This window comes from Spirosoma pomorum, assembly GCF_054776615.1.
Genome location: NZ_BAAHBP010000024.1, coordinates 1 through 21667, shown reverse-complemented (window position 1 = coordinate 21667; position 21667 = coordinate 1). Strand labels below are relative to the sequence as shown.

The 21667-nt window shown below is 50.0% G+C and carries 18 protein-coding genes; 16 read left to right on the top strand and 2 right to left on the bottom strand.

What is annotated here, in order from left to right; all coding sequences use genetic code 11:
- The first annotated feature begins 35 nt into the window (after window positions 1-35).
- From ACYVAD_RS13640 to ACYVAD_RS13630, 3 genes are all read left to right on the top strand, one after another.
- Complete coding sequence (locus ACYVAD_RS13640) at window positions 36-506, top strand: DUF6702 family protein (RefSeq protein WP_461140055.1); 471 nt, start codon at window positions 36-38, stop codon at window positions 504-506.
- Window positions 507-687: 181 nt separating this feature from the next.
- On the top strand, window positions 688-3192 hold the full coding sequence (gene lon, locus ACYVAD_RS13635; RefSeq protein ID WP_461140054.1) for an endopeptidase La: 2505 nt from the start codon (window positions 688-690) through the stop codon (window positions 3190-3192).
- A gap of 87 nt (window positions 3193-3279) precedes the next feature.
- Window positions 3280-4506 (top strand): AGE family epimerase/isomerase, encoded by a 1227-nt coding sequence (locus tag ACYVAD_RS13630; RefSeq protein WP_461140053.1) that lies wholly within the window; start codon window positions 3280-3282, stop codon window positions 4504-4506.
- Window positions 4507-4524: 18 nt separating this feature from the next.
- Here the strand turns inward: ACYVAD_RS13630 and murQ are convergent, their stop codons facing one another.
- Window positions 4525-5337: an N-acetylmuramic acid 6-phosphate etherase gene (gene murQ, locus ACYVAD_RS13625; protein WP_461140052.1), complete on the bottom strand. Its 813-nt coding sequence runs from the start codon at window positions 5335-5337 to the stop codon at window positions 4525-4527.
- Window positions 5338-5539: 202 nt separating this feature from the next.
- Between murQ and ilvD the strand changes: the two genes are divergently transcribed.
- From ilvD to ilvC, 4 genes are read left to right on the top strand one after another with little or no spacing between them, the layout of a single operon-like run.
- Complete coding sequence (ilvD, locus tag ACYVAD_RS13620; RefSeq protein WP_461140051.1) at window positions 5540-7240, top strand: dihydroxy-acid dehydratase; 1701 nt, start codon at window positions 5540-5542, stop codon at window positions 7238-7240.
- 54 nt (window positions 7241-7294) lie between these two features.
- The gene (gene ilvB / locus ACYVAD_RS13615) at window positions 7295-9040 is read left to right on the top strand and encodes a biosynthetic-type acetolactate synthase large subunit (protein ID WP_461140050.1); all 1746 of its coding nucleotides are present in this window, start codon (window positions 7295-7297) and stop codon (window positions 9038-9040) included.
- Window positions 9037-9570, top strand: coding sequence for an acetolactate synthase small subunit (gene ilvN, locus ACYVAD_RS13610; protein WP_461140049.1), 534 nt, complete (start codon window positions 9037-9039; stop codon window positions 9568-9570). The genes ilvB and ilvN overlap by 4 nt, the downstream gene beginning before the upstream one ends.
- Before the next feature lie 39 nt (window positions 9571-9609).
- Window positions 9610-10653: a ketol-acid reductoisomerase gene (gene ilvC / locus ACYVAD_RS13605; RefSeq protein WP_461140048.1), complete on the top strand. Its 1044-nt coding sequence runs from the start codon at window positions 9610-9612 to the stop codon at window positions 10651-10653.
- 83 nt (window positions 10654-10736) lie between these two features.
- On the opposite strand, the gene ACYVAD_RS13600 is transcribed toward ilvC, so the two are convergent.
- On the bottom strand, window positions 10737-11063 hold the full coding sequence (locus ACYVAD_RS13600; RefSeq protein WP_461140047.1) for a cupin domain-containing protein: 327 nt from the start codon (window positions 11061-11063) through the stop codon (window positions 10737-10739).
- 92 nt (window positions 11064-11155) lie between these two features.
- Here ACYVAD_RS13600 and ACYVAD_RS13595 point away from each other — a divergent pair, with 92 nt between their 5' ends.
- The 9 genes from ACYVAD_RS13595 (at window position 11156) to ACYVAD_RS13555 (ending at window position 21576) form a co-directional block, all read left to right on the top strand.
- Entirely contained in the window at window positions 11156-12238 is a 1083-nt protein-coding gene (locus ACYVAD_RS13595) for a glycoside hydrolase family 43 protein (RefSeq protein ID WP_461140046.1), read from the top strand.
- 64 nt (window positions 12239-12302) lie between these two features.
- Window positions 12303-13568, top strand: coding sequence for a threonine ammonia-lyase (gene ilvA / locus ACYVAD_RS13590; protein WP_461140045.1), 1266 nt, complete (start codon window positions 12303-12305; stop codon window positions 13566-13568).
- A gap of 66 nt (window positions 13569-13634) precedes the next feature.
- Window positions 13635-14504 (top strand): helix-turn-helix transcriptional regulator, encoded by an 870-nt coding sequence (locus ACYVAD_RS13585; protein ID WP_461140044.1) that lies wholly within the window; start codon window positions 13635-13637, stop codon window positions 14502-14504.
- A 206-nt stretch (window positions 14505-14710) separates the two neighbouring features.
- A complete protein-coding gene (gene leuC, locus ACYVAD_RS13580) occupies window positions 14711-16111 on the top strand; it encodes a 3-isopropylmalate dehydratase large subunit (RefSeq protein ID WP_461140043.1) in 1401 nt (466 codons plus the stop codon).
- A gap of 75 nt (window positions 16112-16186) precedes the next feature.
- Window positions 16187-16783, top strand: a complete 597-nt coding sequence (leuD, locus tag ACYVAD_RS13575; protein WP_461140042.1) for a 3-isopropylmalate dehydratase small subunit — start codon at window positions 16187-16189, stop codon at window positions 16781-16783.
- A 104-nt stretch (window positions 16784-16887) separates the two neighbouring features.
- The gene (locus ACYVAD_RS13570) at window positions 16888-18408 is read left to right on the top strand and encodes an alpha-isopropylmalate synthase regulatory domain-containing protein (RefSeq protein ID WP_461140041.1); all 1521 of its coding nucleotides are present in this window, start codon (window positions 16888-16890) and stop codon (window positions 18406-18408) included.
- A gap of 111 nt (window positions 18409-18519) precedes the next feature.
- The gene (leuB, locus tag ACYVAD_RS13565; RefSeq protein WP_461140040.1) at window positions 18520-19596 is read left to right on the top strand and encodes a 3-isopropylmalate dehydrogenase; all 1077 of its coding nucleotides are present in this window, start codon (window positions 18520-18522) and stop codon (window positions 19594-19596) included.
- Between the two features lie 261 nt (window positions 19597-19857).
- Entirely contained in the window at window positions 19858-21012 is a 1155-nt protein-coding gene (locus ACYVAD_RS13560; protein ID WP_461140039.1) for a 2-isopropylmalate synthase, read from the top strand.
- A gap of 99 nt (window positions 21013-21111) precedes the next feature.
- A complete protein-coding gene (locus ACYVAD_RS13555) occupies window positions 21112-21576 on the top strand; it encodes a hypothetical protein (RefSeq protein ID WP_461140038.1) in 465 nt (154 codons plus the stop codon).
- Window positions 21577-21667 lie beyond the last annotated feature (91 nt).

Here is a 21667-nt window from a genome sequence, read left to right as displayed (position 1 = left end):
TAAAATTCAGGGCTTTCTCATTTGTTCTTTTAGCGGTGGCCGGTTGCTTAATAAGCAGTCGGCCGCTGACGCTTCATGACTTTCATGCCAGCGTCACGCAGATGCAGTATAATCCGCAGGAAAAGGCGTTTGAAATAAGCATCCGCATCTTCACCGACGATTTAGAAAAAACTTTAGCAAAAGAGGTAGGCAAACCAGTAGATCTGTCGGTAAAAGCGAAAAATGATCCCCTGCTGGAGAAATACATTCGAGCGCATTTTACGTATCTGAATCCACAGCGCCAGGCGAAGCCATTCACCTACGTTGGTCATGAGGTAGAGGACGACGCAAACTGGCTCTATTTAGAGATGCCATACGATGAGGCCTTTCAGGGCGGGGTGATGCGGCAAAACATATTGATGGAGGTTTTTGACGACCAAGTCAACATGGTTAATATTCAATACAAGGGTCAGAAGAAGACGTTTGTGTTTCGAAAGAATCAGCCTATTCAGGCCATTTCGCTCTAAATAATAAATTTATTTAGTCATAACCTGATGGGAATCGTTATTTTGTATTAACTACAACAAGACTCACTTTACGGCCTACTTAACAAGACTGGCATGGGTCTTGCCCCTGATGTATCTCCTTGCCCTTCAATAGATTTAATTCCCACAATGACTTGAAAGCTGTCAGTTTGACAGTGTTCTTATGAGTTTAGATAGAGATTTAGCGACCCGTTTGTTACTGGCAGATTTCGATTCGGACAATCTGGAGATTGTCCCATTGGGATCGCCGGAGGGTATAGATGAAGATTACGAGTTACCAGCCAACCTGCCTATTCTGCCGGTTCGAAATACAGTGCTGTTTCCCGGCATGGTTATTCCCGTTACGGTTGGGCGTGCCAAATCGATTCGGTTGGTAAAGAAAGCGTACAAAGGAAATCGGATTATCGGTGTTGTGGCTCAACTGAATCAGCAGAAAGATGAGCCCACCGCGGATGATTTATACCGGTTTGGTACAGTGGCGTATATCATCAAGATGATTACGTTGCCCGATGGGAACATTACGATTATTATTCAGGGGAAAAAGCGGTTCGAGATTGAGCAAATTAGTCAAGAAGAGCCTTACTTGACGGCGCAGGTGCGGCAGATTGACGATGTTTTCCCGAATGTCAACAAGAAAGAAGGAAAAGCGCTGTTGCAGTCGTTAAAGGATGCGGCTTATAAAACGTTACGTCTGAACCCCGAAATACCACAGGAAGCCCGGATTGCACTCGACAATATCGAAAGTCCGACGTTTCTGCTGCACTTCCTGTCGTCGAACCTCAGCGCTGATGTAGCCGATAAGCAACGCTTGCTGGAAACGGTTGACGGTAGCCAACAGGCAACGCTGCTGTTGGAGTACATGCTTCGCGAAGTGCAATTGCTGGAGCTGAAACGGGAAATTCAGTCAAAGGCCTCGTCCGATCTCGATCAGCAGCAACGCGACTACTACCTGCGGCAGCAGATGAAGGTGCTTCAGGACGAGTTGGGCATTGATGCACCCGACCGTGATCTTGATGAACTACGTATGAAAGCCGACCGTAAAAAATGGTCGCCGGAAGTACGGGCTCATTTTGACAAGGAGCTGAATAAACTGCAACGGATTAACCCAATGGCACCAGAATACCCGGTCACGATGAACTACATCGAACTGATGGTCGATCTGCCCTGGAACGAATACACCAAAGATAACTTCGATTTGAAACGCGCTCAGAAGATTCTGGATGCTGACCATTTCGGATTAGAAAAAGTAAAGGAACGTATCATCGAGTACTTGGCCGTTCTGAAGTTGAAAAACGACATGAAAGCGCCGATCCTATGCCTGTATGGACCTCCGGGAGTTGGGAAAACGTCGCTGGGAAAATCCATAGCGAAAGCATTGGGCCGCAAATACAGCCGGATGGCGCTGGGTGGTGTTCATGACGAAGCCGAAATTCGGGGGCACCGTAAAACGTACATTGGCGCTATGCCAGGAAAAATCATTCAGAACATTCGGAAATGCGGCACTGCCAATCCGGTGTTTATTCTGGATGAGATTGATAAGGTAAGTTCCGATTTCCGGGGCGATCCGTCGTCGGCGCTGCTCGAAGTTTTGGATCCCGAGCAGAACTCGACGTTCATGGACAATTACCTCGAAACCGAGTTCGATCTGTCGCGGGTGTTGTTCATTGCCACAGCCAACTCGCTTGATACCATCCACCCCGCCCTGCGCGACCGGATGGAGATCATTGACATTACGGGTTATACGGTTGAGGAGAAGGTCCAAATCAGCAAAAAGTACCTGATCCCGAAGCAACGGAGAGACCACGGTTTGAAAACCAAAGATCTTCAGCTAGAAGACAAGGCGGTTCTGCGAATTATTGAAGGATACACACGCGAATCAGGCGTTCGGAACCTGGAGCAGAAAATCGGTACCATGATTCGGAAAGTAGCCAAATCCATTGCTATGGAGGAGGAGTACAACCATACCATCAAAGCGACCGATGTTCCGAAAATGCTGGGGGCAGAGATTTTCGACAAGGAACTCTACGCCGATGACGACATTGCCGGTATTGTTACCGGACTAGCCTGGACGCAGGTCGGCGGAGAAATTCTGCTAATCGAATCAAGCCTCAGCCGCGGCAAAGGTGTGCTGACCCTGTCTGGGCAGCTCGGCGATGTCATGAAAGAATCGGCAGTTACGGCTTTGTCCTTTCTGAAAGCGCATGCTGATGATCTGGGCATCGATTATCGAATTTTTGGCCATTACGATTTGCATATTCACATCCCGGCCGGAGCTGTGCCCAAAGATGGCCCATCCGCCGGTATCACAATGCTGACGTCGATGGCGTCTATTTTCACACAGCGCAAGGTCAAACCTTACATGGCTATGACGGGTGAGATCACGCTACGGGGTAAAGTACTGCCCGTGGGTGGTATCAAAGAAAAGATTCTGGCGGCTAATCGGGCAGGTATTCGGGAAATCGTTCTATGCTCTAAGAATCGGAAAGATATCGAAGAGATCAACCAAGCGTATATCAAAAACCTGTCTTTTCATTACGTTGATACCGTCGATCAGGTATTAGAAGCTGCGCTTCTTCCTGGCCAGGTAGGCAAGCCGATGAAATTCATCCTTCCCGACGAGGACTCCTCCTATCGGAAGGAACAGCGCGAAACCGAGCGCGTCTATTAATCGAATTCAGAAACGCGGATTCAGAATAACTACAAGTCTGAGCGAAGTGATTCGTTTTGAATAGTAGCGGTCTGAATCCGCGTTTTTATGTTTGTATCTATGCTCGACTTCCCCAAACTCTCAGCCGAATACCAGCAGGCGTTGTTACGTCAGGTAGTTCCGTTTGGGTTGCAGCATAGCCGTGATGAACTCTGTGGAGGTTATTTCGATCTGTTGACCGCAACTGGCGAAGTGATCGAAGGCGACAAATTCGTTACGTTACAGGCCCAGCAGACATGGGCTTTTGCCTGGCTTTACAACACGTTTGATGCTCGTCCCGACTGGCTAAACCACGCCCGGCACGGGGTTAACTTTCTGAGCCAGTTCGCCCATAGTCAGACGCTGACTTGTTACGCTGAGGTAGATCGGCGGGGCCGACCAGTTGCGCCTGCTAACGACGGGTTACCAGACTGTTTTACAGTGATGGCCTATACGCAGTTGTACCGAGCCACTGGTGAGGATGAATGGGCTATGTTGGCCAAACAAGTATACACCCGCTTACGACACCGTTGGCAACTTGCTGCTTCTGAGTCGGACTTGGGTTCATTTCGGCATGGTAAACGCCTGGAGGAAGCGGTGGCTCAAGTAAAGGTCACGCTCGACATGCAGCCGTTACTAGCCGAGGATATCTGGAAAGAAGACGTTAAGCATGTCCTTGACGTCCTGATGCATGAGTTTCTGGACCGGCGAACAGACACGTTACGCAACTACGTTTTGTCTGATGGCGGGTTCATCAATACCCCAGAGGGACGTCAGTTGAGCGTTGGCCTCATCTGTCAGACGGCAGGTTATTTACTGGATCTGGGTAAAACGGAATTCCAGTCGGTTGCCGCCAACCGCAAACTAGTAATGCAAGCAGTAGGTTGGTGTTTACACATCTGTGAGCAAGCCTGGGATGAATCTTCCGGCGGGTTACATTCGTACGTTGACTTCAAAAACCAGCCACTCGTACGGATCAGCCATGATTATAAATGGGCCTGGGTTCAGATGGAAGCCCTTTCGGCCTTGGCAAAAGGATACGTGCAAACGTCCAATCCAGACTGCTTGAAGTGGTTCAAGCGGTTACATGACTACACGTTTCAGCATTTCCCGGATGCACAACACGTTGGCTGGCATCAGGTTGTTGATCAAAGCGGCCAGCCAGCTCTACCGGTAAAGGCTACGCCAGACTTTGGTTGCTACTCTCAGATCAAGTGCCTGACTGAAACGGCTCAGGCCTTAACAAGCTGCGCCCAGGTCCGGCAGCCCAGACCGTTCTCCCGGTTTAGAATTTAGCTTATTCCTTCTTCTCGACTACGACCGTCTCTCGTTGGTGAAGCCGTCGACAGCATTACGTACGTTTCCGTATTTAGCCAGCAGTTCCTCAGCCATTTCGCGACTTACATTGATTTCGCTCATAACCATCTTGGCGGCCCGGTCCTGAAGTTTGATATTCGTCAGCTGCATATCAACCATCTTGTTTCCTTTTACCTTACCAAGCTGAATCATAACCGACGTTGAAATCATGTTCAGCACCAGCTTCTGCGCTGTCCCCGCCTTCATCCGGGTGCTACCCGTTACAAACTCCGGCCCGGTAACGACCTCCACCGGAAACTCTGCCGCCTGGGCTACAGCCGAACCCGGATTACAAACAACACAGCCCGTCAGCAATCCGGCCGCCCGCGCCTGATTTAGCCCACCAATTACGTAGGGCGTTCGACCAGAAGCCGCAATACCAATCACGGTATCCAATTCGGTTGGCTCGTACGGAGCCATATCTTTCCAAGCCTGTTCTGCGTCGTCCTCTGCAAACTCAACCGCTTTCCGGATAGCTCCGTCACCACCGGCAATGATCCCGACCACCAGGTCAAAGGGTACACCGTACGTTGGTGGGCATTCGGATGCATCGACTACGCCCAGCCGACCGCTGGTACCAGCACCGATGTAGAATAAACGTCCCCCCTGCTGCATCCGGACAACGACTTCCGTTACCAAGGCTTCTATCTGAGGAATCGCTTTCTCCACGGCTAGTGGAACGCTTTTGTCTTCATTATTAATAGAGGTAAGCAGCTCGCGAACGGGCATTTGCTCTAAATGATCATAGTGCGAAGCGGTCTCTGTTATCATAGTTGGGTCAACGTTGTCAGTAGATGTGGCAAAAGTACGTATAGTTTCGCGAAGGCGCGTAAACCCCACCGTTCGCTTTCTCCTCCCTAGTAGAGACCGTTTTTCCGACAAATTTTTCAAAAAATGCTTGCTTCGTCCGGGAACTCCATGTTTATTTACAGCGTCATTACACTATCAGCGAAATTTCGCTAATAAAGAAAATATGATTGCCGAGGAGAAAAGCACGCAACTCAACAGATACAGCGCCACGCTAACCCAGGAAGTAAGCAACCCAGCTGCTCAGGCTATGCTCTATGGTATAGGCCTGACAACGGAAGATCTAAAAAAACCACAGATTGGCATTGCGAGCACTGGCTACGAAGGGAATCCGTGTAACATGCACTTAAATGGGCTGTCTGTTTACGTAAAGCAAGGGATTCAGGCGAACGATCTGGTGGGGCTTATTTTTAATACCATTGGGGTTTCTGACGGCATGACGAATGGTAATGATGGCATGCGTTACTCACTACCCAGCCGGGATTTGATTGCCGACTCGATTGAATCAGTTGTCGCGGCTCAGTGGTACGATGGAGTTGTGACGGTAGTTGGTTGCGACAAAAATATGCCTGGTGCTATCATGGCCATGGCGCGTCTTGAGCGTCCCGGTATCATGGTGTACGGAGGTACAATCCGGTCGGGGCATTATAAAGGGCAGAAGCTCGATATCGTTTCGGCTTTTGAAGCACTTGGAAAGCGGTACGCCGGTAACATTTCCGACGAAGATTTTAACGGCGTCGTTCAGAACGCCATCCCTGGTCCCGGTGCCTGCGGAGGTATGTACACGGCCAACACGATGGCCAGCAGCATCGAAGCACTGGGGCTGAGCCTACCACTAAGCAGCACCTACCCCGCCACGCACGAAGGCAAGCAGGAAGAATGCAAGAAGATTGGTGCCGCCATGCGCCTGTTGCTGGAACGTAACATTACGCCAGCTGACATCATTACCCGGAAGTCATTAGAAAACGCACTGACGATCGTCATGGCACTGGGCGGCTCAACCAACGCTGTCCTGCACTACCTGGCCATCTCGCGCGCAGCTGGCATTCCGCTGACGCTCGATGACATTCAGGAAATCAGCGACCGCACACCGCTCCTGGCCGATCTAAAACCAAGTGGTAAATACTACATGGAAGACATGCTGGCCATTGGTGGCGTTCCTGCCGTGATGAAATACCTGTACGAACAGGGTATGATTCATGGCGATTGTCTGACCGTAACCGGTAAAACGGTAGCTGAGAATCTGGACGAAGTTGCTACACTCGACTTCGACAACCAGTCAATCGTTTTTCCGCTGACCAACCCAATCAAGAAAACGGGTCATATTCAAATTCTGCGCGGCAATCTGTCGCCAACCGGTTCGGTTGCAAAAATCACGGGTAAAGAAGGCGAACGCTTCGAAGGACCTGCCAAAGTTTGCGAACACGAAGGAGAAGTTATCGAAGCTTTGTCCAAAGGTGAAATTCTTCCGGGTCAAGTTATTGTTATCCGTAATGCGGGACCAAAGGGTGGGCCGGGTATGAGCGAAATGCTGAAACCAACCTCCGCCATCATTGGGGCCGGTCTGGGCGATAAAGTAGCTCTGATCACCGACGGCCGATTCTCGGGCGGTACGCACGGATTCGTCGTTGGGCACGTAACGCCGGAAGCGTTCGAAGGTGGACCGATCGCCCTGGTTAAAGACGGCGATTTGATTACTATTGACGCCGTTGGCCGGGAAATGACCCTGCACATTTCTGACGAGGAACTGGAGCAACGGCGTAGCGAGTGGGTACAACCCAAACCTCGTTTCACTAAAGGCGTTCTCGGTAAATATATCCGGAGCGTAAAATCAGCCAGCGAAGGCTGCGTTACGGACGAAGACTAATTCATTGACGTTATAAACAACAAACTGAACGCTTTACAACCAACTCCAACTGTTATGGAAGCAATCGCCAGTGTAACCACAGACACTCAGGAGACAATCCAGACTCCAGTCTTAATCAACGGCTCTCAGGCGCTTATGAAAGCGCTTCTGGCCGAAGGGGTTGATACTATTTTCGGTTACCCTGGTGGGGCCATCATGCCGGTTTATGATGCGCTCTACGACTACCAGGACCGGCTTAATCACATTCTGGTTCGGCACGAGCAGGGCGCTTCCCACGCGGCTGAGGGCTATGCCCGCGTCTCCGGACGGGTTGGGGTATGTCTTGCTACGTCGGGACCTGGTGCCACTAACTTGGTAACGGGTATTGCCGATGCCCTGATCGATTCAACACCCATCGTCTGCCTGGTTGGTCAGGTAGCAAAAAGGTTACTGGGTACTGACGCGTTTCAGGAAGCCGATATCATGGGTGTAACCATGCCTATTACGAAATGGAATTACCAGATCACGTCTGCTGACGAGGTTCCGGAAATCATTTCAAAAGCGTTTTATATCGCCAAGTCTGGCCGGCCGGGTCCAGTGTTGATCGACATTACCAAGAGTGCCCAGCTGGAGTTGATGACGAAGCCATTCGAGTACGACTGCTGCCAGTCCCTCGTTAGTTACCGGCCTCGTCTGATACCTAAAAAGGAGCAGATTGAAGCAGCGGCTCGCCTGATTAACAACGCTAAACGGCCATACATCTTCGCCGGGCACGGAGTGCAAATTGCGCATGCTGAAAACGAACTGATTGCCTTTGCAGAGAAAACGGGCATTCCCGTGGCAACTACGTTACTGGGGCAGTCCACCATTTCAACCGACCATCCGCTCTATGTCGGCTGGCTGGGTATGCACGGTAATTACGGCACTAACGTAATGACCGACGAAGCCGATGTGATCATTGCGATCGGTATGCGTTTCGATGACCGGGTTACAGGCGATGCCAGCCGTTATATCAAACAGGCTAAGGTCGTTCACATCGAAATTGACCCGTCCGAGATCGACAAAATTATCCGGGCTGACGCGCCGGTCGTGGGTGACGCGAAAGAAGCACTGAAAGCTTTGTTACCGCTCGTTTACGCCAACGATCATACTGTCTGGCGGAATGAGTTCCGGAAGTTCGACACCATCGAGTACGACACGATTACGTTACCCGCACTGACAAACCCCGAAGGTAAGATCCGGATGGCGGAGGTTATTGATACGCTTTCGCTGAAAACGAACGGCGAAGCTATTCTGGTTACCGACGTTGGTCAGCACCAGATGATGGCGTCCCGGTATTATCAGTTCCACCGGCCCAATAGCCTCGTTACGTCGGGCGGTATGGGCACGATGGGCTTTGCCTTGCCCGCAGCGTTTGGCGCCAAAGTTGGCGCTCCCGATCGCGATGTGGTGGCGATTATCGGCGATGGCTGTTTCCAGATGACTATTCAGGAATTGGGCACGATCGTTCAAAATAAACAGCCCGTCAAGATCATTATTCTGAACAACAACTTCCTGGGTATGGTGCGGCAGTGGCAACAGCTTTTCCATGATCGCCGGTATTCGTTCGTTGAGCTGCAGAATCCTGATTTCATCACCATTGCTCGAGGCTTCGGCATGGACGGAATGACCTGTGACGGTCGGGAAAACTTGGCGGGTGCTCTGGATACTATGCTGGCGCACGATGGCCCATTCCTGCTGGAAGTTATCGTTGAAAAAGAAGAAAACGTATTTCCCATGGTACCGGCAGGCGCCACCGTATCCCAGATCCGACTGTCATGACCACCTACACAATCTGCATATTTACCCAGAACACGATCGGGCTGCTAAATCGCATTACGATCATTTTTACCCGTCGGCGGCTCAACATCGAAAGCCTCACCGTATCGGAAACCGAGCGAAAAGGGGTATCACGCTTCACGATTGTTATCAAGAACGAATCGCGGGAGGACGTTGAGAAATTGGTTCGCCAGATTCGGAAGATCGTGGAAGTGATGGCGGTTTTCGGCTATCTCAATGACGAAATCGTCTACAACGAAATCGCTCTTTTTAAGATAGCCACCCCGCTGGGCGCTAAGTCACTGGACGTAGAAACGATCAACAAGCAGTACAAAGCCTGGGTGGTGTACTGGGGTCTTGATTACGTAGTGATTGAGAAAACCGGTAACGAAGACGACATTTTCGGTTTCTTCGAATACCTGAAGCAACACGAGATCCTGGAGTTTGTCCGCTCCGGTCGGGTTGCCGTTGGCAAGACGGAGAAGGGACTGGTTGAGTACCTGCCCGAAGCTGAATGGGCTTATTATCTGTAACGCATTACCCCAAATACGAGTACCCAAAATCAATTACACATGGCAACGATTAATTTCGGAGGAGTAGAAGAGCAAGTTGTTACCCGGGATGAGTTCCCACTGGAGAAAGCCCGCGAAGTGCTGGCCAATGAAACCATCGCCGTTATCGGTTACGGTGTACAGGGCCCCGGCCAGTCGTTGAACATGCGCGACAATGGTTTCAATGTCATTGTTGGTCAGCGGAAAGGCAAAACCTACGACAAAGCTGTAGCTGATGGCTGGGTTCCAGGCGAAACGCTTTTTGAAATTGAAGAAGCGCTGGAAAAAGGTACTATCATCTGCTTTCTGCTCTCCGATGCCGCTCAAATCGAACTGTGGCCAACGGTTAAAGCAGCCCTGAAACCTGGTAAGTCGTTGTACTTCTCGCACGGTTTTGGTGTGACTTACAAAGAGAAAACGGGTATCATTCCTCCCGCCGACGTTGACGTATTCCTCGTTGCGCCAAAAGGATCGGGTACGTCGCTGCGCCGGATGTTCGTCGAAGGGAAGGGTCTGAACTCGAGCTTCGCTGTTTATCAGGATGCATCGGGCAACGCACGCACCAAAGCTATCGCTATGGGTATCGGCGTAGGATCGGGCTACTTGTTCGAAACAGATTTCTACAAAGAAGTAACCTCCGACCTGACCGGCGAACGCGGTACGCTGATGGGTGCTATTCAGGGGATCTTCGCGGCTCAATACGAAGTGTTACGTGCCAATGGTCACAGCCCATCGGAAGCATTCAACGAAACGGTTGAAGAACTGACGCAGTCGCTGATGCCACTGGTTGCCGAAAATGGTATGGACTGGATGTACGCAAACTGCTCGACCACGGCACAGCGGGGAGCACTCGATTGGTGGAAGCCTTTCCGCGACGCGACCAAACCTGTATTCGAGCAACTGTATAACTCGGTAAAATCGCAGGAGCAGGCTGAAATCAGCATTACTCGTAACTCACAGCCTGACTACCGTGAGAAACTGGAAGTTGAACTGGCCGAACTGCGTGAGTCTGAAATGTGGCAGGCGGGCAAAGCCGTTCGTTCGCTGCGTCCAGAGCGGAGCTAGTACTTGTTCATTGTCTTCAACGGGCAGTCATCAGTCACTTGAGACAGATGACTGCCCGTTCAATTTTTGGGTCAGACGATGGGTTATTTTTTAGGATTCCCCGCATTCCAGACCAGTATGGTACAGCCGCTTGGACTCGTTGCGTTGTGTTCTGTTCCGACGGGATAATACAGATACGATCCCGGCCCAAATTCTTTGCTGTTCTCCACGCCTGGATCAACGTAAACGCCATCGACCACGAATACTTCGTCCGGACTTAAATGATCGTGATGAGGATACGCTTTTCCTGCCCCAATTTTAATGAGAACTCTGTTTTCGCCTGGTTTCGACCGCAGAAATGTCCGTTCTACGCCTTCACTCACCTGTTCCCAACCTTGCTCCTGACTATCTGTGAAATCGATCTGTATCATAGTGTTGTGTCTAAAATCAGCATAAAGCTAGCTAACAGAATTGCTTTTAAAACAGCATTGACTCTTCCTAACTACGGGCAAAAGCTATACTCATGAAACTCGCGTTATTTTTCACAATACTGCTTGGCTACGTAAGTGCTTTCGCACAAACCAGTAAAGAACCGGCTTCTACTAACAAGCTTGCAACTGAACAGTTCACGATCAAAAACGGAGAACCGGTCTGGATGCTGACGTATTTTCGACAGCGCTACCCGACCCGCGTTGAGATTGATGCAAAAGGCAATGTTGTTGAGATCCCCCTTTCGGACCCAATGCTGATCAACAAGCTTCACATTGCTCTTTCTACTGATGGTCGACACTGGATTCCATTAAACGATAACAAACCCGTATGGGAGCACCATATGCGTGATCCGTACGTTCGGCGGGGCCCGGATGGCCTCTGGCGAATTCTATCGACTGGTGGCGGCAGGGGGCTTGATCGGGAGAAAGTAGGACCGAGCTGTTTGTACGTAACGTCCAAGGACTTAATCCACTGGCAGGAAGAAGGTACTTTGCCCCTTATGAAAGACGTACGAAGTGACTCTGGCACTTTAGCCAGAAATATCTGGGCACCCGAGTGGTTTTACGATGATAAAACCGGTGATTACGTCTTATTCTGGTCCTCCTCGTTCAAAGATGCTGGCTGGAAAGAAAGCCGGCTGTGGTACAGCCGGACGCGCGACTGGAAAACGTTCACACCGGCTAAAGTTCTCTTTGCCCCCTCTTATTCTGTTATCGACGGTACCTTAGTGAAACAGGGTGGCACTTATTATCTTTTTCATAAGGAAGAGGAATTCGGGGCTAAAACCGGCGAGCGCCGGGCCATCCGCGTCGCTACGGCTAAAAATCTTGAAGGACCGTACCGTATCATCGACGGTCATCTGAATCAAGGGCAGATTGTTCCGGTCATTACCGAAGGCCCGACGATTATGAAAGACCCCATCAAACCAGGATGGCTTCTGTTATATGATTACTGCATGACGAACCGTTTCGGCGCGTCGTATTCGCCAGACCTTATTCACTGGACAGTCGAAGAGGACGTAAATTTTCCTTCCGAAGCTCGGCATGGCTGCGTTTCACAGCTAACTTCTGACGAAGCCAATGCGTTACTCAAGACCTATTCAGGAAAGAACTGACGCGTCGGCCGGGCTACGTATCGCCCGCTGACTTTTCGTATTTTTGAGTTTACTTCTTTATCCCGTGATTGACACTGAAAAAATAGGGCTTGTCCCCGATCTCGATAACATTTACCTGGCCGCCGAGCGGTTACAGGGCGTAGCCGTTCGGACACCCCTCCAGGAAAACCTCAACCTGTCTGATCGCTACAACGCGAATGTGTACATCAAACGGGAAGATTTACAGATCGTTCGGTCGTACAAGATCCGCGGAGCCTACAATAAAATGGCGAGTTTACCCGCCGAAGCGCTGGAGAAAGGCGTCGTTTGCGCCAGTGCGGGTAACCACGCGCAGGGTGTTGCGTACGCCTGCCGAAAAATGGCCGTTCACGGTACCATTTTTATGCCCTCAACTACGCCCAGCCAGAAGGTTAAGCAGGTAAAGCTCTTCGGCAAGGAATTCATTGATGTTATCCTGACCGGCGATACATTCGACGACGCCTTTCACGCGGCCATCGAGTTCGGTCAGCTTCACGACAGCACCTTTGTTCACCCATTCGATGATTTACAGGTAATCGAAGGCCAGGGAACGGTTGGGCTAGAAATATTTAAAGACGCCAGCGGTAAAATTGATTACCTGCTCATGGCTATCGGCGGGGGCGGGCTGGCAGCTGGTGTTTCTACCGTATTCAAGCAACTCAGCCCTAAAACAAAGCTGATTGGCGTTGAACCGCTTGGCGCGCCTTCCATGAAATCCTCGCTGGACGAAGGGCAGGTCGTCGCCCTCGATAAAATTGACAAGTTCGTTGATGGAGCTGCGGTCAAACGAATCGGCGATATTACGTTTGAAGTCTGCCGCCAAAATCTTGACCGGGTCCTGCTTATTCCTGAGGGAAAAGTCTGCACGACGATTCTCAAACTGTACGACGAGGATGCTATTGTAGCCGAGCCTGCTGGAGCGCTGACAATTGCTGCCCTGGATCTTATCAAGGACGAGATCAAAGGAAAAAACGTTGTTTGCCTGGTTAGCGGGGGAAACAATGATATCACCCGGACGGAGGAAATAAAAGAGCGTTCGCTGCTGTACGAAGGCCTCAAACACTACTTCATTATCCGCTTTCCGCAACGCTCGGGCGCCTTCCGCGATTTCCTGAACGTACTGGGGCCTAATGACGACATCGCCCGTTTTGAGTACACCAAGAAAACAAACCGCGAAACAGGGCCAGCTGTTGTCGGTATTGAGTTGAAAAACCGGGAAGATTTTGAGCCGCTCATCCGGCGGATGGATGCCCAGAGCATTGTGTACGAATACCTGAATGACCAGCCAGACCTGTTCCAGTTTCTGATTTAAACGCCATAAACCCCAATAAGAGTCGTCCTTCACAAACCAGTCGTCTTGTGAAGGGATTCAGCCGGTATGCTTCGTGTTCCGTCCTCCATCGAGCCCAACCAGTTTCAGTCGCTCAGCATCCGCCGGACGGATGCGTCGGAGATGACGTTCGTGGCCTATCGGAGCGATGTCTACCCCGAACGGAACGAAATATTTTTTGAGGAACACGCCGTTATTGTCGTCCTGAAAGGTGAAAAGAAGTTCAGTTCCCCCACGCAGGAACTGCACGTTCACAAGGGTGACATCCTGTTTTTCCAGCGCGGTTGTTACTCGATGAACGAATCCATCGATAATAACTACCGAAGCCTTGTTTTCTTCTTTAACGAGCGTTTGCTGAAGGAGTTCGTCAGTCAGCATCTAGCTATTTTTCAGAGGCCAGCGCCAACGCCCCCCGCCGACCTGATTTTGTCTTTCTCGGCATCGCCAACGTTTACAACCTTTATCGATTCGTTACTACCGTATTTCAACTCGCCGACACCGTTCCTGAACGAACTGCTGCAACTCAAGTTTCAGGAGCTGCTACTGCATTTGCTGGAACTAGATTCGGCCAGTCAGCTCCGGGCTATCCTGCTGCACATTTACCAGGGGCAAAAAATTGACTTGGATTATCTGATGAGTGCTTATTTTCTTAAGCCTTTATCGATGAATGAGCTGGCGCGTCTATCAGGCAGGAGCCTCTCGGCCTTTAAGCGCGACTTTGAGGATTATTTTCATACGTCCCCCGGAAACTGGATTCGCCGGAAACGGCTCGAACACGCGCATTTTCTGCTCCGTAATACGGATAAGAACGTATCGGAAGTAAGCATGGAGATTGGCTACGAAAGTGTATCTCACTTCATTAAAGCGTATAAGAGCCACTACGGGTTTACCCCCAAACAGGCAGTCGGGCCAATCTAAGCCTATCTGATCAATAGACTGTTCTTTTATCTCAGCGGCTGATTCATTCCTTACATTATCAAGCGCATTGGCTTTACTCGGCAAACCTCAGATGTAGTTTTAAACTCTCAAGAGTCTTTTGAACTAAAATCGCTATTTACTGGACGAATGGCGAGATGTGGTATTAATTGTACTTTGCCAACTTTGTGTCATAAATCGCAAATCATATGAGTTCCCCAAAGACCTTATTCGATAAAGTATGGGATGCCCATGTTGTCCGGCACGTAGAGGATGGTCCTGACGTGTTGTTTATTGACCGGCATTTCATTCACGAAGTAACCAGCCCGGTAGCATTTCTAGGTTTGGAAAGCCGGCATGTACCGGTCATGTATTCCGGCCGGACGTTTGCTACCGCCGACCATAATACGCCGACCATGAACCAGCATTTGCCCGTCGCTGATCCGCTGTCAGCAAATCAATTGGCTGCGCTGGAACGTAACGCAACGAAATACGGCATTTCCCACTGGGGCCTGGGGCATATTAAGAACGGTATCGTACACGTAGTAGGACCGGAAAACGGCATTACCCTGCCCGGTATGACCATCGTCTGCGGAGACTCTCACACATCGACGCATGGCGCTTTTGGTGCTATTGCGTTTGGAATTGGTACATCGGAGGTTGAAATGGTGCTGGCAACGCAATGCATCATGCAACCGAAGCCGAAGAAAATGCGGATTACGGTTAACGGCACGTTAAGCAAAGCCGTGTTGCCGAAAGACGTAATTCTGTACATCATCGCGCAGATCTCAGCCAGTGGTGCTACCGGCTATTTCGTCGAATACGCGGGTGATGTGTTTGAAAACATGAGTATGGAAGGCCGGATGACGGTCTGTAATATGAGTATCGAAATGGGCGCCCGGGGTGGTATGATTGCCCCTGACCAGACGACGCTCAACTATCTGAACGGTCGCGAGCTAGCCCCTAAAGGCGAGCAGTGGGACAAGTTGGTTCCCTATTGGGAATCGTTGAAAACCGATGAAGGCGCTACGTTCGACGTTGATCTGACCTATAACGCTGCGGACATCGAACCACAGATTACGTACGGTACGAACCCAGGTTTGGGAACCGGCGTAACCCAGCACATTCCACAAGCCGATGCCGTCAAGGACGGAGCTGCCAGCTACAAGAAATCGTTGCAGTACATGGGCTTCTCCGAAAACGAAAGTATGATTGGAAAACCGGTCGACTTCGTCTTCCTCGGCAGTTGCACCAATGGCCGGATTGAAGATTTCCGGGCGTTTGCGTCGATTGTAAAAGGTCGTCAGAAAGCTGATAACGTAACGGCCTGGCTCGTTCCGGGTTCGCACATTGTCGAAAAGCAGATTCAGGAAGAAGGTATTCTCGATGTGCTGATGCAAGCCGGTTTTCAACTCCGTCAACCTGGTTGCTCGGCCTGTCTAGCCATGAACGAAGATAAGATACCGGCTGGCAAATACGCTGTCTCGACCTCGAACCGCAATTTTGAAGGGCGCCAGGGACCCGGAGCCCGCACGCTGCTGGCTAGCCCATTAGTTGCCGCTGCGGCTGCCGTAACGGGTGTTGTTACTGATCCAAGACAATTGATTTAACGCCTTATTCTGCTGTGATCGTTATACCAGTAGTGTAGCGATCACAGCAGAATAACTAGCAAATGACCTTTTCCAATGGCCTACGATAAATTCACTATACTCCGCAGCACGGCCGTTCCAATGCCGATTGAGAACGTCGATACGGACCAGATTATCCCCGCTCGCTTTCTGAAAGCAACCGAGCGTAAAGGTTTCGGCGATAACCTCTTCCGCGACTGGCGGTACAACAACGATGATACGCCCAAAGCGGATTTCGTTCTGAACAATCCGACCTACAGCGGTAAAATTCTGGTAGGGGGTAAAAATTTCGGCAGCGGCTCCAGCCGCGAACACGCAGCCTGGGCGATTTATGACTATGGTTTCCGTTGCGTCGTATCCAGTTTCTTCGCTGACATATTCCAGAACAACTCGCTGAACATTGGCATTCTGCCCGTGAAGGTAAGTCCGGAGTTCGCGGACAAAATCTTCGCGGCTATCAATGCCGATCCGAACACGGAGCTGGAAGTAAACCTCCCCGAACAAACCATTACTCTGCTGGCCACTGGCGAGAGCGAGAGCTTCAACATCAATGGCTACAAGAAGAACAACCTCATGAACGGCTTCGACGACATCGATTATCTCTTATCGATGAAGACCGAAATCGAATCCTTCGCCGATACGAGACCATTTTAAAGAGCGAAAGGACGAAAGAGTGAAAGAGTGACTAATGCGGTTGTATTATTTTCCGCTAGACCTCCTTTCGCTCTTTCGCTCATTCACTCTCTCGCTCTTTAGACATGAAACGTCGTTACATTGAGATCATGGATACGACGCTGCGCGATGGTGAACAAACCAGCGGAGTGTCGTTTTCCGCATCTGAGAAACTAGCCCTGGCGCAGTCGCTGCTAACCGAGGTGAAGGTAGATCGGGTGGAGGTTGCTTCTGCGCGTGTATCGGCGGGAGAATTAGAAGCGGTGCAGCAGATCACTCGCTGGGCCGAAGGCGCAGGCTATTTACAGAAGATAGAGGTACTAACCTTTGTCGACGGGCAGGCTTCGATCGACTGGGTATTAGCCTCGGGTGCCAAGGTGATGAACCTACTCACTAAAGGTTCGATTAATCACCTGACGTATCAGCTTAAGAAGACGCCGGAAGAGCATTTTGCCGACATTCAGGAGTTGCTCGTCAAAGCGCAACAGCATAATTTGCAGGCTAACGTCTACCTGGAAGACTGGAGCAACGGGATGCATACCTCGCCAGACTACGTCTACCAGTTTCTGGACTTTCTTAGCACACAGCCCATTAGTCGGGTACTTCTTCCTGATACGCTAGGTGTGTTGACCCCTGCCGATACGTATCAATTCATTCACGCAATTGTCAATCGGTATCCCAGTCTGCATATTGACTTTCACGCGCACAATGACTACGACCTGAGCATTGCCAACGTCATGGAGGCTATCCGGGCCGGAGCACACGGCCTGCACCTGACCGTGAATGGGCTGGGCGAGCGCGCTGGTAACGCCCCTATGGCCAGTGCCATCGCCGTGTTACGTGATTTCATGCCGGACGTTAAAACGGGCGTGGTCGAGAAATCGTTGTACCAGGTCAGTAAACTGGTCGAAACGTTCTCCGGGTTGCGAATTCCGGATAATAGGCCTGTGGTGGGCGATAACGTCTTTACGCAGACGGCCGGTATTCATGCCGACGGTGACAAGAAAAACAATCTGTATTTCAATACGCTGCTGCCCGAGCGTTTCGGCCGGAAGCGAAGCTACGCACTGGGCAAAACGTCAGGCAAGGCCAACATTGAAAATAACCTGCGTGAATTAGGGATTCAGTTATCGGAAAGTGATCTGAAGAAAGTTACGCAGCGCGTAATCGAACTTGGTGATCTGAAGGAAATGGTTACGCGTGAAGATCTGCCGTATATCATCTCCGACGTATTGAATACGAACACGCTTGTGTCGCGGGTGGAAGTGCTTAATTACGTTCTAACGCACTCTAAGGATCTCAAACCCTCGGCAACCCTGCGGGTACGTATCGACGACGAACACTTTGAAGAAAACGCCCAGGGTGATGGTCAGTACGATGCGTTTATGAATGCCCTTAAGAAAATTTACGGCAAAAAGAAAATGACGCTTCCTCTTTTGACTGACTATGCCGTGCGGATTCCAACGGGTGGCCACACCGACGCCCTCTGCGAAACCATCATTACCTGGAAGCACCAGAATTACGAATTTAAAACACGGGGCCTCGACTCGGATCAGACTGTATCAGCTATTAAGGCCACCCAGAAAATGTTGAATACTTTAGAATAGGGAGGAAAGGAAGAAAGGGAACGGTTCGCCGTAGAAGGAGAAAAGGAATAGCTATGACAATATTCCTACTCCTTTGTCTCTTTTTTCCTTCTCCTCCCTTTCCCCCTTTATATGAAAAAACACATCCTTGTTGTTCCCGGCGATGGTATTGGCGCCGAAGTTACCGCGGTAGGTAAGCAAGTTCTGGAAACAATCGCCCAGAAGTTTGGCCACGAATTCACGTACGATGAAGCACTCATCGGCCACGTTGCCATCGAAGCTACTGGCTCACCCCTTCCCGATGAGACTTTGCACAAGATGCAGGCTGCCGACGCAGTACTGTTTGGAGCCGTTGGTCACCCTAAATACGACAATGACCCGTCTGCCAAGGTACGGCCTGAACAAGGGTTGCTGAAAATGCGGAAAGAACTAGGTTTGTACGCAAACTTGCGTCCTATCAAACTCTTCGACGAACTCCTTGAAGCGTCGAGTATTAAGCCAGAAATTTTACGGGGTGCTGATATTCTGTTCTTCCGAGAGTTGACGGGTGACGTTTATTTTGGCAAGCGCGAACGTATTGAAGACGGAAACACGGCTTACGATACGATGATTTACAGTAAATATGAAGTAGAACGTATCGTTCGTAAAGCGTTTGAAGCCGCTCGTACCCGTAGCAAAAAACTGTGTTCAGTGGACAAGGCCAATGTACTGGAAAGTAGTCGGCTGTGGCGCGAAGTAGTACAGGCGCTGGCTCCCGAATATCCGGACGTAACGGTCGAGCACCAGTTTATCGATGCAGCGGCCATGTTACTCATCAAAGATCCTAAGCGATTTGACGTTGTCGTAACGGGCAACCTCTTTGGCGATATCTTGACGGACGAAGCAAGCCAGATTGCCGGTTCGATGGGCATGCTAGCATCAGCTTCCGTAGGCGATAAAACGGGCGTTTACGAACCAATTCACGGTTCTGCTCACGACATTACAGGCAAAGGTGTAGCTAACCCATTAGCCTCAGTTCTATCGGTTGCTTTGCTGCTCGATATTTCTTTTGGCTTGAAAGAAGAATCGCAAACCGTTATTGACGCTGTTGACGCCGTGCTGAAAGCTGGTTATCGGACGCGCGATATTGCTGATGCCACCACAGATTCCGAAAAGGTATTAGGAACATCGGATATGGGAGAGCAAATTCTCCAGCGTTTAAACGCTTGATTCAGAAGCAGCTTACACTTGCTAAAAAAATATTGACTGCTTGCAAATTTCAGACAATTAGCTACTTTTGTAGCGCATTTACGCAATCAGCGAAATTTCGCAAAATCTGATGATAACCTTCATTCTTATCAATCGACTGCCCAAGCTAATCGTTTTGTAAGACGGAGAAAGTTATATGATGCTTAAAAAGCCCTTTCTCCCCAGAAAGGGCTTTTTGCTTGAAAGTCTGTAAACTTGTAAACATTTCAATACAAACCGGATATGAGCCAACGAGTCTATATTTTCGACACCACTCTGCGGGACGGCGAGCAAGTTCCCGGCTGCCAGCTTACTACTGATGAAAAGGTCATCGTTGCCAAAGAGCTGGAGCAAATGGGTGTTGATGTAATTGAAGCTGGTTTCCCAATTTCGAGCCCCGGAGATTTCCGTTCTGTTGTCGAGATTTCAAAAGCTGTTACCGAACCGACTGTCTGTGCGCTAAGCCGTGCCGTTAAGGGTGATATTGATGCAGCTGGTGAAGCATTGAAATGGGCCAAGCGGGGACGTATCCATACGGGTATCGGCTCTTCGGACATTCACATCCGGAATAAATTTAACAGTACCCGCGAGAAAATTGTCGAGCAAGCTGTAGCTGCTGTGAAGCATGCGAAAACATACGTTGAGGATGTTGAATTTTACGCTGAAGATGCTGGTCGTGCCGACCTTGCTTTCCTGGCTCAGCTAACGGAAGCGGTAATCAAAGCTGGGGCTACCGTTGTCAATATTCCCGACACAACCGGCTATTGCTTACCCGACGAATACGGTAAAAAGATTGCTTACATCTACGAGCACGTATCAAATGTACATCAGGCAACGATTTCGATCCACTGCCATAATGATTTAGGTTTAGCAACGGCTAATACCTTATCAGGCGTCATGAACGGCGCTAGACAAGTGGAAGTGACGATGAACGGTATCGGCGAGCGTGCAGGAAATACGTCGTTAGAAGAGGTTGTAATGGCCCTGAAAGTCCGTAAAGAGCTTGGCCTTTACACTAATATCGATTCAACTCGCCTTTTCCCGGTTAGCCAGTTGGTGTCAGAGCTGATGCGCATGCCCGTTCAGGCTAATAAAGCGATTGTTGGACGTAACGCTTTTGCTCACTCGTCGGGTATCCATCAGGACGGCTTCCTGAAACACTCGGAGAATTATGAAATCATGAACCCACAAGACGTTGGCGTTCCTGAATCATCTATCGTCCTAACCGCTCGTAGTGGTCGCCATGCCCTGCGCCATCGATTAGAGCTATTAGGCTTTCAATACGATAAACCAGCTCTTGACATAATCTACGCACGATTCCTGGACATGGCTGACATCCGTAAGCAAGTCAACGATAAAGATCTAATGGAGCTTGTCAAAGTAGAACTCGTCAAATAACAAAAAGCCCGCTCAGAGCGGGTTTTTTTTATAATCAAATTGCAGCTTTCTAGCCCCAAATTTTGTTAGCTTTAAGTAAACCAATTCATCAAGAAAGCTATGGCGCGTCCAACACCGATGCTTATCGAAGCGCTTCGCCAGACAGCGCGTAATCTTAAACATGGAGTTTCTTACCAGTGGGGACACATGGGAGGCTGTAATTGCGGTAATTTAGCGCAGGAGCTAACGAAACTGGATAAGAACCAAATACATCGCTATGCTATGGAGCGATATGGCGACTGGAACAGGCAACTAGATGATTACTGTCCTACCAGCCAGATGCCAATTGACGTAATCATTAACGAAATGATTGCAGCTGGCCTCCAAATTGAAGATTTAAAGCACTTGGAGAAGCTCGATGACCGAACTGTGCTTCAACGCCTACCATTAGAAAAACGTCATTTACGGCACAACGTACGCGAAGATGTTATTACGTACATGAACACCTGGGCAAGCTTGCTCGAAGAACAGTTCGCGGAAAAGGTTTCTCTGAAGCAAAGTGCAGAAGTGCAGTCAGTCTTTTAGGACTTTCCTTATTATATACCATATAAACGCGAAGAGCCGACCTCGTCTGAGATCGGCTCTGTCGCCCGCTTTCGCAAAATCTTAGGTGGCA